Consider the following 15,564-nt stretch of genomic DNA (forward strand, 5'->3'; position numbering starts at 1 on the left):
ACAAATGTGATAGTATCCCTTTGCTTTCCTGTTACACGCAGTCCTCTTCTGTCCCTGAATTTTGCCCCATGCAACTGCGAAATCCCCAGCGCCGGACAAAAATTGTCGCAACGATTGGCCCTGCTACCAGTAGCCCAGAGGTCTTACGCGCTTTAATTGAAGCGGGTGCGACGACCCTGCGCCTCAACTTTTCTCATGGAACTCATGAAGACCATCAGCGGAGCATTCGCTTGATCCGCCAGATGGCTTTTGAACTGAATCAGCCGGTGGGCATTTTGCAAGATTTGCAAGGCCCGAAAATTCGTTTGGGACGGTTTGAAACGGGGTCTATCGTCCTGAATAAGGGCGATCGCTTCATCCTAACCAGTCACCCTGTCCCAGGCACCCAAGAAATTAGCTCTGTCACCTACGAACCTCTAGCAGATGAAGTTCCAAACGGGGCAACGATTCTCTTGGATGATGGCAAAGTGGAAATGCGGGTCGAGCAGGTAGACCGCACGGCGCGGGAATTGCACTGTCGCGTTGTCGTCGGCGGCCCACTTTCTAACAACAAAGGAGTGAATTTCCCCGGCGTCTATCTGTCAATTAAGGCGCTAACTGACAAAGACCGTAAAGACTTGATGTTTGGTCTTGACCAAGGGGTTGACTGGGTAGCGCTGAGCTTTGTCCGCAACCCCCAGGATGTGCTGGAAATTAAAGAGCTGATTTCTAGTGCTGGTAAGCAAGTGCCGGTGGTTGTCAAGATTGAAAAGCACGAAGCCATCGACCAAATGGAAGCGATTCTCTCGCTTAGCGATGGTGTCATGGTGGCTCGTGGTGACTTAGGCGTTGAATTGCCTGCTGAGGATGTCCCCATTCTGCAAAAGCGGCTGATTGCCACGGCGAATCAACTGGGGATTCCGGTGATTACGGCAACTCAGATGTTGGACAGCATGGTGAACAATCCCCGTCCCACCCGTGCTGAAATTTCCGATGTCGCCAATGCGATTTTGGACGGAACCGACGCCGTGATGCTCTCCAACGAGACAGCGGTGGGTAAATACGCCGTCGAAGCGGTGGAGACGATGGCGCGGATTGCCGTGCGGATTGAGCAAGAACAAATCGCCCGGAACGTCCGGGGTACGACTCGCTCGATCACGAATGCGATTAGTCAGGCGGTTGGTCAAATTTCTGAGCAGCTAGGGGCAGCTGCGATTATGTCGTTGACCAAAAGCGGTGCCACTGCCCGAAATGTTTCTAAGTTTCGACCTTCAACGCCCGTTCTAGCAGTGACTCCCCATGTAGACGTGGCGCGGCAGTTGCAGATGGTGTGGGGCGTGAAGCCGCTTCTAGTGCTGGATTTGCCTTCTGCGGGTCAGACGTTCCAAGCGGCAATCAATGTGGCGCTGGAGAAACAGCTGCTGGCTGAAGGAGATTTGGTGGTAATGACTGCCGGGACGCTCCAAGGTATCTCTGGTTCAACCGACCTGATTAAAGTTGAGGTGGTGACATCCATTCTTGGAAAGGGAATTGGGATTGGTCAGGGATCGGTGAGCGGTCGAGCGCGAGTGGCTCGCACTGCCAGAGAGGTGGGCAATTTCAATCATGGGGAAATTTTGGTAGTACCGGGCACAAATGCCGATTATGTGGAAGCAATTCGCAAGGCATCTGGGATTATTACTGAGGATGAAAGCCTAACCAGTCATGCGGCGGTGATTGGCTTACGCCTTGGGGTGCCGGTCATTGTGGGCGTCAAGAAGGCGACGGAAATGATTCGGGATGGGGCGATTTTGACCCTAGATATGCAACGGGGTCTGGTTTACTCTGGTGCGATGGCAGGGACTTCTCAGACGACTCCGGCACTGCCAGTTTAAGTGCGATCGCGTCTGTTTATCTTTCATAAGCGATCGCGCTTTCCCCAAACCTTCACAATGAGGTAAAGAAAGCAAGGATTTAATTTTTACTACACGAGACAACAAAAAACATAACCTCCAGCCCCCTTCGCATCTCTCTTCCTGCTCCTAATCGGAGCGGGAAGAAGAAATTTTTTATCTGGAAGGGATCTTTCTCCCCTTCCCTTGCAGGGGAGGGGTTGGGGGAGAGGTTCCTCATTCAGCATGGACACTCTCAACTTTTTCACCGACTATCTAATTGCTAGCCTGCGCCTCTCAGTACCATTAGCCTTTGCTGCCCTTGGTGGACTTTTTTCCGAACGATCGGGAGTGCTAAATATTGGACTAGAAGGAATGTTACTCTCCGGGGCATTTGCGAGTGCAGCAGGAGCATTTTTTACCGGCAATGTTTGGCTGGGAATGCTGTTAGCAATCGTCGTCGGTGGATTAGTCGGTCTGCTTCATGCTTATCTGTGCGTTACCTTGCGCGTCGATCAATTAGTATCTGGACTTGCCATCAATCTTACAGCAGCAGGATTAACTTCTTTCTGGTCGCGTGTCTTATTTAATAGCGGTCAAGCGCAGCAGCTACCAGGCATTCAAATCATCGGCATTCCCGGATTAAAAAATATTCTAGTTATCGGTAATCTCTTCTTTAATCAAGACCCCTTAATTTACTTATTATTTCTGTTAGTTCCCCTAAGTACATACCTGCTATTTCGTACAAGTTTAGGCTTATCTTTACGTGCCGTTGGAGAATATCCCCGTGCTGCGGATACTGCCGGAGTTTCTGTCACCAAGGTGCGCTATGTTGCAGTCACTCTCAGCGGCTGTCTCGCCGGTTTAGGAGGAGCTTATTTAACATTAGTTCACGTCAGATTCTTTGTAGAGGATATGAGTGCAGGAAGAGGTTTTATTGCCCTTGCAGCTTTGATTTTTGGCAGATGGCATCCCGTCAGCACGGCTTTAGCTTGCTTGTTATTCGGTGCTACAGAAGCTTTGCAACTGCGAATTCAAGCTTTTAATCTGAATATTCCCTATCAATTTTTAGTAATGTTGCCTTATGTCATTGCGCTATTGGCGCTAGTGGGATTAGCTGGCAAATCAACCCCTCCCGCCGCCCTCGGTGTTCCTTACATTCCTGAAAGTCGCGAACAATGAGTCGATATCAGTTAATTATTTTTGACTTTGATGGCACTTTAGCAATTACGCATCCGGCTATCATATCCTGCGTTATTAAAACCTTCCAGACATTTAACATCGACCCGCCAGATGAGGAACAGATTCGCTCAGTCATTGGCGTTACGCTTGCCGAGGCTTTCCCGATTTTCCATCCAGCGATCGCGCCCGAAGAAATTCCTAGATGGATTCAAACTTACAGACACTTTTATCAAACAGAAGGTTTATTAAAAATCGATTTATTTTCGGGAGTGAAGCAAGTGATTCAAGCTGCATCCTCCGAAGGTTTGAACTTAGCAATTGTTAGCGTCAAACACACTAAGTTTTTAAAGCTTGCTGTAGAAAAGCTAAAAATTAATACTGACTTCGATCTGGTTATTGGCGATGACGGACAAACGCCAACCAAACCGGATGCAAGATTATTCCACTCAGTCATCCAGCCAATTTATCCAGACATCCAAAGTAACGAAGTTTTAGTATTTGGCGACAGTCATGTAGACTTAATGTTTGCTAAAAATGCTGGATTAGATGCTTGTTGGGCTACTTATGGCTATGGCGATCGCGCAAAATGTTTACCACTCAACCCAACTTTTGTTGTTAACCAGATTTCCGAATTGATTTCAATCATCAAATCCTAAGTGCAAATCGCTACTTTGTCCCGTACAAGCGATCGCCTGCATCCCCAAGTCCTGGGACAATATAACCGTGTTCATCTAATTTTTCGTCAATTGCAGCCGTATAAATAGGCACGTCCGGGTGTTCGCGGCGTAAGTGTGCAATCCCCTCTGGTGCTGCCAGCAAGCACAAAAACTTGATTGACATCGGGCTAACTTCCTTAATTCTGTCAATCGCCGCGACGGCTGAATTTCCAGTTGCCAACATGGGATCGACAACCAAAATATCTCGCTGTTCAATATCATTCGGAACCTTGAAATAATACTCGATCGCCACATGAGTAGTCGGGTCGCGATATAAACCAATATGCCCGACTCTTGCGGAAGGAATCAGTTCCAAAATTCCATCTAAAATCCCCTGTCCTGCCCGCATAATTGAGACAATTACCATCTTCTTTTCAGCAGCCAGCATCGGTGCCAACATCGGGGCAATAGGCGTCTTAATTTCTTCATATTTTAGCGGTAAATCTCGCGTCACCTCGTAAGCTAACAACATCCCGATTTCTTTGAGGAGATTGCGAAATTTTCCTGTGCTAGTTTCCGTTTTCCGCATCAGGGTTAATTTATGTTGGATCAAGGGATGTTCGATTACAGTGACTTCAGCATTCATTAATAAATTCCTCTCGAAAGATGCACAAAGACAAAGCCTACCTACGCAGGCTTAAAAAATAAGCAAAAATTCCTTTTCACTTGAGTGCAATATATAAAAGAACCTCACCCCCAACCCCTCTCCGTGAACGGAGGGGGGGGAATATTTAACCCCTCTCCGTTTACAAGCAGGAGGGAATATTTAACCCCTCCCTGTTTACGGGGAGGGGCAGGGGTGGGGTTAAACCATACTGCATCCAATAGAGCATTGCTATATTCACCAGCTAATTTCTATTAAAACACGGTTCCATCACTCGCAATTTCAATTGGAGGAACGCCGCCTTCTCGTAATTGTGCGGCAATTTTTCTCCCCGCACTCCAAGTTCCTCCTTGTAAAACTTTTACTAGGGGTAATTCATCAGCAGTCATATTCAGCTTTTGTCGAATCGTTGGCGCAATTTTATCTAACAAACTAACCGTTAAAGCCCTCCATTCTACAATTACCTCAGAACCTACTGGATGACGTTCCTGCAAAACTGCTGAATCTTTGACTTGTAACAATCCAGTATCTAGACATAAACCGCCATTACGATATTCGGGCAAACCTGTAAGTTCCTCTAGTCCAGTGATTTTTAAATCGAGTTCCTGAAGGGGTTCTAAAAGAGAATAAGTTAACCACTGGGAGAGTTTGTGAAACGGCACATAATTGTCGCTTTTCTTATCTCCCTGTAAAGCGGAATGAATCCAGACATCGCCTAAGTTTACCCCAGCGATCGCAAGTCTCCCCGACCAAATTTCCCCCAACCCCTCCAAAACTGCACTCAACACCTTACTCGCAGCCAGTTGTCCATGATTGCTGCTATCCCACAAATAATTGACTAGATTGCCAAGACGCGGGCTTTCGGTGCCAAAAAACTTAGGATTTTGAGCGAGGACTTGTCCCAAACGCTGTAGCAGCTGAACGCGCCCTTCCACCCCAACCAGCGGATTTTTTTCACTAACTTGGAAACCTTGCACTAAAGCGTCTTCTGTTAACTGTAGGAGTCCATCGGCATCTACCTGTAATGGTGATTTCGAGTGACTAGAGAAAGCACCTTGGAAAAACATTCGGAAGCTAGCCACGGCTAAGCCTTCCGAACGCCGAAACACTTGTCCCGTTTCTGGTTCGCAATACTGCCAATGAGTGCCCGCGCCTGCATCCAGTAAAACGCTAACAATCGCTAAATCAAACTTAACTTTCGCTTTTTCTAATCCAGTCAGTCTCGTTAAAGCTTGTTCAAGTTCCAAAAGACGAGGCACATTTCCGACTTCAAAATGTCGCCAGCGACTGTGAAAAGGAATATCGAGATTGGGATAATCATCGCGCATCACCCCGATAACGTAATCAGCGCATTTGTCTAACTGGGTTAAATCAACTCGAAAGTAACGCAGTTTGTCTTCACAGCCTAAAAGAAAGAGGCGATCGCATCTTTCCCGAATTGCCGCCGGACTCCTCAAATATGCGATCGCTTCCCGTTCAGAATTGTTCATAAACAATAAAAACGCAAAGATTAACTTTGCGTACCTTTGCGTTAAAAAACCTAATCCCCTAAACCCCGTCCCTTAATTTCTGCCAGAGTTGTCGCAGTGGGCACCTCTCCCGGCGTGTAGTAACCAGCGGCTTGCTTGGCAGCAATTTCCACCCACGCATCTTCTGGAATCCAATCATCGGGAATCGGGATGCGTTCGATTACCTCGATACCAGAATTTGTAATCGCGTTGTATTTCATATCACTCATCGACACCAAGCGGTCAATTCGCGTAATTCCTAGCCAATGCAACACATCCGGCATCAGTTCTTGAAACCGCATATCTTGAAGTCCCGCCACGCATTCAGTCCGGGCAAAATAGGCATCTGCGCGATCGCCTCCTTCCTGACGCTTCCGGGCATTGTAAACTAAAAATTTAGTTACTTCGCCCAAGGCACGACCTTCTTTGCGGAAATAGACAATCACCCCTGCGCCGCCTGCTTGTGCTGTCTGGACGCAGACTTCAATGCCATGCACTAGATAAGGGCGACAAGTGCAAATATCGGAACCAAACACATCGGAACCGTTGCATTCATCATGTACCCGCACGGCAAGCAGTCGGTTGGGATCTGTAATTGCGGCGACATCGCCAATCAGATAAATCGTCGTGCCGCCAATCGGTGGTAAGAATACGTGTAAATCTGGGCGCGTTACCAATTCTGGGAACATCCCGCCTGTTTGCTGGAAGAGAATGCGACGTAAATCGCTTTCTTCAATGTTGAGTCGCTTGGCAATCCCTGGTAAATACCAGACTGGATCGATTGCGACCTTTGTGACGACTAAATTACCGTTATTTTTGATAATTTGACCGTCAACTTGCAAGCGCCCTTTTGCCACAGAATCTTGCAATTCCGGCATATTAATATGAGCTTTGGTGACAGCAATGGTGGGACGAATATCGTACCCCTCTTCATAAAATGAAGGGTAAACTTCACCCACGATTGCTCCAAATGGATCGAGTGAGACAATTTTGTTCGCATCTGCCCAACTAGGATGTGGCCCAATGTGGACAACCGGAGAAGTATTGGTTAAATCGGCGCGGTGATTTGCTTGGAGTGCGCCAGATGCGATCGCAAGTGCCCGATAAACGGCATAAGATCCCGAATGCGTGCCAATTGCATTCCGTTGATTTGGGTTCGCTAATGTCCCAATAATGGGTCCTCGTTTGATCGGATCGCTTTCTCCCCAATGGATGGAAACCGATTTTTTACCCGATTTACCGGGATGGGATGTTAAAACAATATGCTTATGCGAAGATACTTTTTTTGGGTTTTCCATAAATAGCTCACAAGATGCACTCAAGATGTCGTCTAGGGCAATCTACGCAGGGAATTGGAAATAAGCTCTCATCATAGCAAGGGCATTTTGGCTTTCGGAGTATCCTGCACAGCCAAATCTGTTTGTGGTTGCTACCCTTTCATTTAGTATTATTTGCTACAAATTTATACAATTTCCAGATTTTTAAATTAACTTAATAGAAATCTAATCCTATCGCTATACTCCTATGAATTCATCCATACAAACGTTTGTGCTTAACTTTTCTCTCCTGAGTTTTTTAGAGGATTTTCAGCGCTAGTTAAGCTTTATAAGTAAGCTCGAGCGGCGCGATCGCAGCAGACGATCCCTGCACCACAATACAACGCCGATACAGAGAAATCATGCTTAACCGAGAATCACTATATTGTCAAGAATATTCAGGAAAAAAACCGCTAGAGAAAACTCCCTAGCGGTTGCGGCTTGGCTTTATGGATAATACAAACTTTACCGAGCATCAAAAAAGCGCAAAGGGCCATAACCTAAAAATCGCTTTTCGGGTTTATCACCTGTAGGAAACGCTGACACGCCAAAGTTATAAATCCCAGAAACACTAGGATTTTCAAAGGGTCCAATGGCAACCGTTACAGTTTGACCGGGTTGAATTGGGGGATCAAACACCAGGTCAACTTCCTGAGTTTTTTTGTCAACTTTTACTTCGCCCAACTTACAATTCTCTTTGGGTTTTTCATTGAGAAATGCCTTAGTTCTGGCAGAATCGAATTCAACTAAATTGCCACCATTTTGACGAATTGTTACTCGATTTAAAGATTGAGACGCCGTTTTTGGTAAGTTAAAGGTGAAGTAATAGCTTGCGCCTCTGAACCGAACGCTGGCTTGGCTTGTTCTGGCATTACTTAATTGAAAAGGAACACCAAAAGAACTTCTGCCATTTGAGAATTGAATCGCCTGCGCTGATGGATTGTTTACTCCAGAAGCGCCGACGCCAAAGGTAAGAGTGCCTGCAATTAATGCCAGAGACAATTGCTTAAGACGCTTCATTGTTGTGACCTCCTAGGGGTGCGAGTGTCTGGTAGATGCGATTTACGAACTTGGAAAGCTGTTCTCAAGGGAGAGCCATTTACGGCAAAGCGATCGCGTATATCATCTTCAACAATTATTCATGAAAATGATAAGTAACAATGCTACCTAAGAAGGATGCTTTATCTTTCTTACCTTTTTTATAGCAAAGAATTTTAAAAGTAGCTCCGCCTTGAACATATAATTTTAAACCTTCATTTAAGATTTGAGCGATCGCTCCTAATAATTCCCTTCAGATTTGTGCAGTTCTCATTCGCCGCTTCTAAGTTTACAGAATGTCAATAACTGCATCAAATCAGCTAAAAATCGGAAAATAATAGATAAAATCAAGCTACAGATTAATTTTTAAAGCGCGGTTGAGCAAAGCTGAGAACAACCGAGTTTTAACCTAACTACAAAAGATTTTGAAAAACTAGGGAGTTTTTCACAGGTTGTCTTTGCCGACTCAGCGCTTTCACCAGCGTGTATACAGGTGTGCGGAGGAACTATGTTTAAGCTATTCCGGGCTTTAGGACTTGGTATAGGCATCTGGGGTGTCGCTTTGCTATTGTGCAATCGTGCCGTTGCTATAGAAGCGATCGCCACAGAAATTGCCAATACCGAACCTAATACCACTTCCTTAGAAACAATTGCCTCATCTACCCCAGAAACCCAGGAGTCACCAGGAGCAAACAGCACCGAGCTTTCACCAATAGATATCAGCATAGATGTCAGTTCAGTTGCCGTTCTATCTGAGCCGACTCCTGCCGATCTCAATTCAAATTTACCGGAAGCGCCAGTTATTGAATCAGTTATTGAAACCGGGTTAGGCGAAAAAGCGACAACAATAGCGCAAACCCCCGACGACTTGGAGCCAACCAGCCTAGATGAGCTAGAAGCTGACTCGATGGAGCAAGTCACTTCCGTCACTCAACTTTCCGATGTGCAGCCGACAGACTGGGCATTCCAGGCGCTGGAATCCCTAGTCGAGCGCTATGGTTGCATTGCAGGTTATCCCGACAGCACCTTTAGAGGCAACCGCGCACTCAGTCGCTATGAATTTGCCGCCGGGTTAAATGCCTGTCTCAATCGAATCAATCAACTCATTCAAACCTCAACTGGCGAACTTGCGAGCCAAGAAGATTTAGCGACGCTGCAACGATTGCAAACCGAATTTGCACCAGAACTCGCAACCTTGTTAACTCGTGTCGGTAACTTAGAGGCATCCGTTACTCAGTTAGAAGAACAACGCTTTTCCACGACAACTCGACTCCGGGGAGAAATCCTGTTTGCCGTCAGTGGAGTGGGTGGCGGCGAAATCAACAACCAGGATGTCGATGCGAATGTTGTCCTCAGCAACCGAGTTGAATTGAATTTTGATACCAGTTTCTCTGGTCAAGACTTGTTGAGAACCCGATTAGCGGCTCAAAATACGCCTAACTTTGCAGAAGTCACGGGAACCAACTTTGCCAAACTCTCATTCACCGGAAACAACGAGAATGACATTCAACTTGGCGCACTGTTCTATCGGTATCCGGTGACAGAGCAAGCGATCGTTTACTTTGGACTGATCGGGATTGGCTTTGGTGATTTTACGCCTACCCTCAATCCCTATGTCAACAATTCTCTTCTTGCTGCCGTTTCTAACTTTGCCGGAGAATCGCAGCTATTTGGGCTGAATGGAGGCACGGGGTTTGGTTTAGAATATCGCATTAGTCGAGCGGTGCGGCTGTCTTTGGGATATCTCGCATCGAACACCAATCAAGCGGAAACGGGTCTATTTGGGGGTCGTTACGGCGCGATCGCTCAAGTCACTCTATACCCCACAGACAGCCTGAGTGTGGGTTTAACTTATATTCATTCCTACAACATCGTCACTGGCAAAGGCAGTCGTAACGCCGAAGACCCTTTTAATGGTGCGAATCTTTCTACCAATGCTTATGGATTACAAGCCTCTTATCAAGTCTCTCCTAACTTCAACATTTCCGGCTGGACAGGGTTAATTAATGCTCGTGCCGAATCCGATCCACATAAAGGCAGCGATGCCAAAATCTTTACGTGGGCTTTAAGCTTTGCTTTGCCCGATGTCGGTGGACTGGGTAATCTGCTCGGATTCGTGATTGGTCAACCGCCTAAAGCGATTGAAAATGATGTTGTTGGGCGCGAAGATCCCGATACCTCCTTACATTTAGAGGCCTTTTACCGCTATCAAATCACTGATAATATTGCGATTACCCCAGGATTTTTTGTAGTTACAAATCCCGAACACAATGCTAACAACGATCTAATTTATGTCGGCACCGTCCGCACCAGTTTTGTGTTTTAAGAAAGTGTTTTAATCCTGTTACCATTCTGAGCATTACCGAAACGCGATCGCTTGTTAGCGTAGCGGTGCATAGCACAGGCAAGCTCTGTAGAGTCTTCGCAGATGTAGGGGCATAGCAAAGAGTCAGGGAAACAATCCCCTGGCTCTTTGACCGAGTCAAACAAAAATTTTTTCTGATTGCAAAATGAACCTTTAGTGTTGCCTAACGCCCAACCGCAAGCGGTTGCCGTCTAAAAACAGCATCCCCCGTCTGCACATCAAACCAGTGGATATTCTGAAGTGGCAATGCCAGTGTTATATCTTCGCCACTCCAGCGCCGATCCGTCGGTAACAAGGTACGAATTGTCGTGGGTTCGCTAGCAGAACCCTCAACCCGCACGCTTACTAAGTTGTTCATCCCCAAGTTTTCTACCAAAAACACCCGGCCCCGAACGGTGTTTCTATCTTCAGGTTGTGCAATGCGAACATTTTCCGGACGAATCCCCAACACAATCTGCGGCGGCACGGTTGGAACTTCCGGCAGCGGGATTCTATGATTCCCTAGCATGGCGGAATTTCCCTGGCAAGGCAGCGTTAACAAATTCATCTGGGGACTGCCCACAAACCCCGCCACAAATAGATTTGCCGGATTATTATAAATACGTTCGGGGGGGTCAAGTTGCTGCACATCGCCCTTGTTGAGAACAGCGACTTTGCTAGAAAGCGTCATCGCTTCTGTCTGGTCGTGGGTGACGTAAACAACTGGAACGTGTTGAGATTCAAATAATTGCTTAATTTCAGCCCTGACGTTTTCCCGCAACAGCGCATCCAAGTTACTGAGGGGTTCATCTAATAAAAAGACATGAGGGCGGCGTACCAAAGCCCGTGCTAGGGCGACCCGCTGCCGTTGTCCGCCAGACATTTGACCCGGTTTGCGGCTCATTAATTCATCTAATCCCAATACTCTTGAAGCTTCTGCCACCCGTTGTTTAATTTCGTCAGAGGGTGTTTTTTGCAGTTTGAGACCAGAACCGATATTCTCGTAAACCGTCATGTGAGGATAAAGGGCATAGCTTTGAAATACCATTGCAATGTCGCGATCGCCCGGTCGCAAGTTTGTGACATCTTTATCCCCGATTGAGACTCGACCGCGCGTGGGTTCCTCTAGACCTGCAATCAACCGCAGAATGGTAGATTTACCGCATCCAGAAGGTCCAAGTAACGTGAGAAACTCACCATCTTCTACGCTCAAACTAACGTCTTTGACCGGGATGACTTTCGGATTATAGGTTTTATTTAAGTTTCGGAGTTCGAGTCTAGCCATGATTTTAAACAGGTTGAAGGTTGAAAGTTGCAGAAAGTTGAAGGTTGAAAGTTTTTTTACCTCGGTTTCTGGCTCAGTCTGAATCAAAGGGATGATTTTTAAAGTTTGAGTGATTCATTCATCACTCAAAACTCAAAATTCATCCCTTTATCCTTTAACAGCACCCGCTGTTAAACCTTGGACAATCTTGCGCTGGAAGAACAACACCAGTAAAACTAGGGGCAAAGTTCCCAAGACCGTTGCCGCAGCAATTGGCCCGTATGGAATTTCAAATAGGGACGCACCGCCTAATTGAGCCGCCCCAACCGGAATCGTCTTCATATCTTCACGAGTAATAAAGGTGAGGGCGAAGATAAACTCGTTCCAAGCAAAAATAAAGGTGAGAATCCCAGTCGTGACCAAAGCCGGAACCGTCATCGGCAGTAAGATTTGCGTCAGCATTTGGAAAGTATTATAGCCATCAACTTTAGCGGCATCTTCCAAATCTTTTGGCAATTGCTCGAAAAAGCTTCGCAGCACTAAAATCGTCAACGGTAAATTGATAGCGGTATAAGGAATTATCAGCGCCAAATAGTTGTTACCCAAGCGAAATGCCTGGACAATTTCTAACAGTCCCAAGAACAACAAAATTCCAGGGAATAAAGTAATGATGAGGACACCGGCGAGGATAACTTTGCCGCCCCGAAGATGCAATCGTGCCAGAGCGTAAGCAGCGGGTGCCCCAATCGCTAAAGCCAGAGCAGTGGAAGTAATCGAGACGAAGGCACTATTTAAGATGTAGCGCCAAAATGGACGACGAACGAATAACTCAATGTAGTGAGCAAGGGTGTATCGAGTGGGAAAATAGACCGTGGGAACGGCGGCAATATCCTCATTGACTTTGAATGAAGTCAGCAGTTGCCATAAAACTGGCGCTAGGCAGAAGATTACTACCAGGGCAACTGCCAGGGGCATTAAGATTTTTTTCCAGGAAAACTTTTTCCCCTTGGTTGGGGTTGGAGCGGTTGGGCGTTCTTGGGGAATGACAGTCATAACTTAAGCGGCTCCTGAAGTTTTGGCACGAGAGCGACTGAGCAAGAAACTAGCGATCGCTACCGCTACAATCAGCAACGTAAAGGTCACTACCACCAGCGCCGCACCATAACCAAAGTCTAAGTAGCGCATCACGGTGGAGTAGATGTACAGCGAGACCACTTCCGTCGAACCTCCAGGCCCGCCACCCGTCATCACCGCAATCAAGTCGAAAATCCCGAAAGATTGGGCAAATCGAAATAGCAGTGCAATTAAGATTTGCGGCATCAGCAACGGTAGCGTAATTCTAGTGAAGTTTTGCCAAGGGGTTGCTCCATCAATCGAATGAGCTTCGTAAAGGTCAGGCGAAATCGACTGCAACCCAGCCAAGAGCAGAATGCTGATAAACGGCGTGGTTTTCCAAACATCGGCAAAGATCACCGCCATCAATGCCAGGGTTGGATCTCCCAGCCAGTTAATCCCACCTTCAATTAGACCCACTCGTCTGAGAATGTCGTTGACAACGCCAAACTGGTCGTTAAAAATCCAACCCCAGGCAAGACCGATCAGAGCAGTCGGTAATGCCCACGGTAAGATAGCTGTCGTTCGCACCAAGCTTCTTCCCCGAAATTTCTGAGTCAGAACCAGAGCGATTCCCAGCCCTAGTAATAGCTCGATAATGACGGCTGAGGTAGTGAAGACTGTTGTTGTCCAGAAACTCTGCCAGAAACGACCATCCCCCGCCATCCGCCCGTAATTATCCAGACCCACGAAGACAGGTTGCAACTCGGTTCCTAGGTTCTTCGTAAACAAACTCAACCAGAATGCCCGGACAATCGGGTAGCCATAGACCAATAACAGGACAAGCAAGGCAGGCAGTAGTAAGATCCAGCCCGTGCGTTGTTCCCGACCTCGGATTGTATTCAGGTTCATCATGAAGTCAAAGGTAAAAATTCAAAAGACTAACTCTTAAAAAAGTCAAAAGTCCAAGGTGAAAAGGCAAAAGAAACCGCAAATATTGTTTTGATTTACTTTTGCCTTTTACAGGGTTGCCTGGTTATGCCGACGGTTTCGCTTGACCCGAGTTGAGGAGTCGGCGCGTTTCATTGGCGGCAGATTGCATTGCTCTTTCCGGACTCGTTCGGTTGGTGAGTGCGGCACTGAGGTAGCGTTGCAAAATATCAGAGGCTTGGGCATATTGTGCAATCGGCGGACGTAAGACGGCTCTTTGCACTACCTCTAAAATCTGCGGGAAGTGGGGGTATTTAGTGACAATCTGTGGGTCTGTAAATAATTCCCGGCGGCTGGGCAGATAGCCCTCTTGCAAAATGAATCGCCGCTGTGTTTCTTTACTGGTAAAGTATTGAATTGCTTTCCAGGCTTCCTCTGGATGTCGAGAGGATTTAGAAATTCCAAAACCCCACCCGCCTAGGCAAGCCGCCCCTTTTTGACCGGGGACGTGAACCATCGGTTTAATCCCGATTTTTCCCTTAATTGGCGAAGTCTCTTCATTCGCTAAGGGCCAGACATAAGGCCAACTTCTTAAAAACGCTGCCTGACCGTTTTGGAAGAAGCGTCGGGTATCTTCTTCGTGATAGGTTGTCACCCCAGGCGGAGCAACACCCTCCTGAACGGTGCCGCGCAAAAACTCGATGGCTCTTAAGGCTTCCGGTCGATCTAACCCAACTTCTAACGTGTCGGGATTCACCCAGAAGCCACCAGCGCCTTCGAGAACCTCCATAAACATTGCCACCGCTCCTTCGTATTGGCGACCTTGCCAGAGGTAGCCCCATGTTACCTTTCCTGCCTTCTGCAAGGTTTTGGAAGCTGCCATCAAATCTTGAAAGGTTTCTGGCGGCTGCAATCCGGCTTCTGCTAGCAAGTCTTTTCGGTAGTAGAGCATCCCCGCATCAGAACGAATTGGCAGTCGGTACAGCTTGCCTTCGTAACGGCCCCCTTCTACATCATTGGGTGAGAATGCTGCCAATTCGTCTTGGGAAATTCGGTTGCTAATGTCTAGCAGCCAACCCGCCGCCGCAAATTTTGGCGTCCAGATGATATCCATGACCACCAGGTCATAAGGAGATTCTCCCAAGATGAAAGCAGAGGTATAGAGGTCTTCAACCAAGTTTGTAGCGTTAGGACCTTCAACGATGTTGATGCGAATGCCTGGATTCTCTGCCTCGAAGTCTTTGATCATCCGCTGCAAGGGTGGGGCATCTGGGGCAGGCAGCAACAGGTTGAGCGTGACTGGCTGCTGAGCCATCACGAACCAGCTAAACAATACGATGCCCAAGAAAAGAAGAATAGATATCCCAAAGCGACGCAAAGAGCGGAGGTTTGGTAGGAATTTTCGCAGTTTGTTTACCGATTGGCGATATAACATTGTCGCTTTATCAAGCAAAGGTTTAATAGTTGATTAGGAAACAAATAAAGACAATTAAATTTTCTCAACCGGCTTATTTGATGGCTAGCTTACTCACTTTGCTTAAAATTGCTTAATACTCTGATAAGAAGCCCGAAAAAAATAGCTCGTGCTACAGATAAAGTTTCAGCTTGTCATCAATGCAGATGATTCCTTTGAAAAAGGCAAAGTTTGCAGAAACGTATCCTAGGCTGAACTGAGATCGTCTCTGGTTCTGCTAGGAGTACAAACTGTTTATTTCCGATAGATAAAAATGCTTTGATATCAGTAAATTAATTTCTTATT

General features: G+C 46.8%; 12 protein-coding genes. 4 read left to right on the forward strand and 8 right to left on the reverse strand.

Annotated elements, in window-relative coordinates; all coding sequences use genetic code 11:
• Positions 1-68 precede the first annotated feature (68 nt).
• The 3 genes from pyk to NC994_RS01105 all read left to right on the forward strand — a co-directional run bounded on the left by pyk (position 69) and on the right by NC994_RS01105 (position 3,688).
• The gene (gene pyk, locus NC994_RS01095; RefSeq protein WP_190411446.1) at positions 69-1,853 is read left to right on the forward strand and encodes a pyruvate kinase; all 1,785 of its coding nucleotides are present in this window, start codon (positions 69-71) and stop codon (positions 1,851-1,853) included.
• A 243-nt stretch (positions 1,854-2,096) separates the two neighbouring features.
• Positions 2,097-3,032, forward strand: a complete 936-nt coding sequence (locus NC994_RS01100; protein WP_190436342.1) for an ABC transporter permease — start codon at positions 2,097-2,099, stop codon at positions 3,030-3,032.
• Complete coding sequence (locus NC994_RS01105; protein ID WP_190436345.1) at positions 3,029-3,688, forward strand: HAD family hydrolase; 660 nt, start codon at positions 3,029-3,031, stop codon at positions 3,686-3,688. The genes NC994_RS01100 and NC994_RS01105 overlap by 4 nt, the downstream gene beginning before the upstream one ends.
• A gap of 10 nt (positions 3,689-3,698) precedes the next feature.
• Here NC994_RS01105 and upp read toward each other — a convergent pair whose 3' ends face one another.
• The 4 genes from upp to NC994_RS01125 form a co-directional block, all read right to left on the reverse strand.
• Positions 3,699-4,334: a uracil phosphoribosyltransferase gene (gene upp / locus NC994_RS01110; RefSeq protein ID WP_190426659.1), complete on the reverse strand. Its 636-nt coding sequence runs from the start codon at positions 4,332-4,334 to the stop codon at positions 3,699-3,701.
• A gap of 272 nt (positions 4,335-4,606) precedes the next feature.
• Positions 4,607-5,842 (reverse strand): URC4/urg3 family protein, encoded by a 1,236-nt coding sequence (locus NC994_RS01115; protein ID WP_190436348.1) that lies wholly within the window; start codon positions 5,840-5,842, stop codon positions 4,607-4,609.
• A 50-nt stretch (positions 5,843-5,892) separates the two neighbouring features.
• Positions 5,893-7,158, reverse strand: coding sequence for a GTP cyclohydrolase II (locus NC994_RS01120; protein WP_190436350.1), 1,266 nt, complete (start codon positions 7,156-7,158; stop codon positions 5,893-5,895).
• A 483-nt stretch (positions 7,159-7,641) separates the two neighbouring features.
• Positions 7,642-8,196: a DUF2808 domain-containing protein gene (locus tag NC994_RS01125; protein WP_190436353.1), complete on the reverse strand. Its 555-nt coding sequence runs from the start codon at positions 8,194-8,196 to the stop codon at positions 7,642-7,644.
• Positions 8,197-8,722: 526 nt separating this feature from the next.
• Here NC994_RS01125 and NC994_RS01130 point away from each other — a divergent pair.
• The gene (locus tag NC994_RS01130) at positions 8,723-10,540 is read left to right on the forward strand and encodes an iron uptake porin (RefSeq protein WP_199299641.1); all 1,818 of its coding nucleotides are present in this window, start codon (positions 8,723-8,725) and stop codon (positions 10,538-10,540) included.
• 202 nt (positions 10,541-10,742) lie between these two features.
• Here the strand turns inward: NC994_RS01130 and NC994_RS01135 are convergent, their stop codons facing one another.
• The 4 genes from NC994_RS01135 to NC994_RS01150 all read right to left on the reverse strand — a co-directional run bounded on the left by NC994_RS01135 (position 10,743) and on the right by NC994_RS01150 (position 15,240).
• The gene (locus NC994_RS01135; protein ID WP_190426672.1) at positions 10,743-11,843 is read right to left on the reverse strand and encodes an ABC transporter ATP-binding protein; all 1,101 of its coding nucleotides are present in this window, start codon (positions 11,841-11,843) and stop codon (positions 10,743-10,745) included.
• A gap of 147 nt (positions 11,844-11,990) precedes the next feature.
• Positions 11,991-12,797, reverse strand: a complete 807-nt coding sequence (locus NC994_RS01140) for a carbohydrate ABC transporter permease (protein WP_242028893.1) — start codon at positions 12,795-12,797, stop codon at positions 11,991-11,993.
• Positions 12,798-12,878: 81 nt separating this feature from the next.
• Complete coding sequence (locus tag NC994_RS01145; protein WP_190436357.1) at positions 12,879-13,790, reverse strand: ABC transporter permease subunit; 912 nt, start codon at positions 13,788-13,790, stop codon at positions 12,879-12,881.
• Positions 13,791-13,911: 121 nt separating this feature from the next.
• Positions 13,912-15,240, reverse strand: a complete 1,329-nt coding sequence (locus NC994_RS01150; RefSeq protein WP_190436360.1) for an ABC transporter substrate-binding protein — start codon at positions 15,238-15,240, stop codon at positions 13,912-13,914.
• Positions 15,241-15,564 lie beyond the last annotated feature (324 nt).

The sequence above is a fragment of the Trichocoleus sp. AS-A1 genome (assembly GCF_039962015.1).
In the GTDB taxonomy this organism is placed as follows: Bacteria; Cyanobacteriota; Cyanobacteriia; order Cyanobacteriales; family FACHB-T130; genus FACHB-T130.

Coding starts and splice junctions, on each gene's coding strand:
- pyk (WP_190411446.1), top strand. CDS start 69: ATGCAACTGCGAAATCCCCAGCGCCGGACAAAAATTGTCGCAACGATT.
- NC994_RS01100 (WP_190436342.1), top strand. CDS start 2,097: ATGGACACTCTCAACTTTTTCACCGACTATCTAATTGCTAGCCTGCGC.
- NC994_RS01105 (WP_190436345.1), top strand. CDS start 3,029: ATGAGTCGATATCAGTTAATTATTTTTGACTTTGATGGCACTTTAGCA.
- upp (WP_190426659.1), bottom strand. CDS start 4,334: ATGAATGCTGAAGTCACTGTAATCGAACATCCCTTGATCCAACATAAA.
- NC994_RS01115 (WP_190436348.1), bottom strand. CDS start 5,842: ATGAACAATTCTGAACGGGAAGCGATCGCATATTTGAGGAGTCCGGCG.
- NC994_RS01120 (WP_190436350.1), bottom strand. CDS start 7,158: ATGGAAAACCCAAAAAAAGTATCTTCGCATAAGCATATTGTTTTAACA.
- NC994_RS01125 (WP_190436353.1), bottom strand. CDS start 8,196: ATGAAGCGTCTTAAGCAATTGTCTCTGGCATTAATTGCAGGCACTCTT.
- NC994_RS01130 (WP_199299641.1), top strand. CDS start 8,723: ATGTTTAAGCTATTCCGGGCTTTAGGACTTGGTATAGGCATCTGGGGT.
- NC994_RS01135 (WP_190426672.1), bottom strand. CDS start 11,843: ATGGCTAGACTCGAACTCCGAAACTTAAATAAAACCTATAATCCGAAA.
- NC994_RS01140 (WP_242028893.1), bottom strand. CDS start 12,797: ATGCCCCTGGCAGTTGCCCTGGTAGTAATCTTCTGCCTAGCGCCAGTT.
- NC994_RS01145 (WP_190436357.1), bottom strand. CDS start 13,790: ATGATGAACCTGAATACAATCCGAGGTCGGGAACAACGCACGGGCTGG.
- NC994_RS01150 (WP_190436360.1), bottom strand. CDS start 15,240: ATGTTATATCGCCAATCGGTAAACAAACTGCGAAAATTCCTACCAAAC.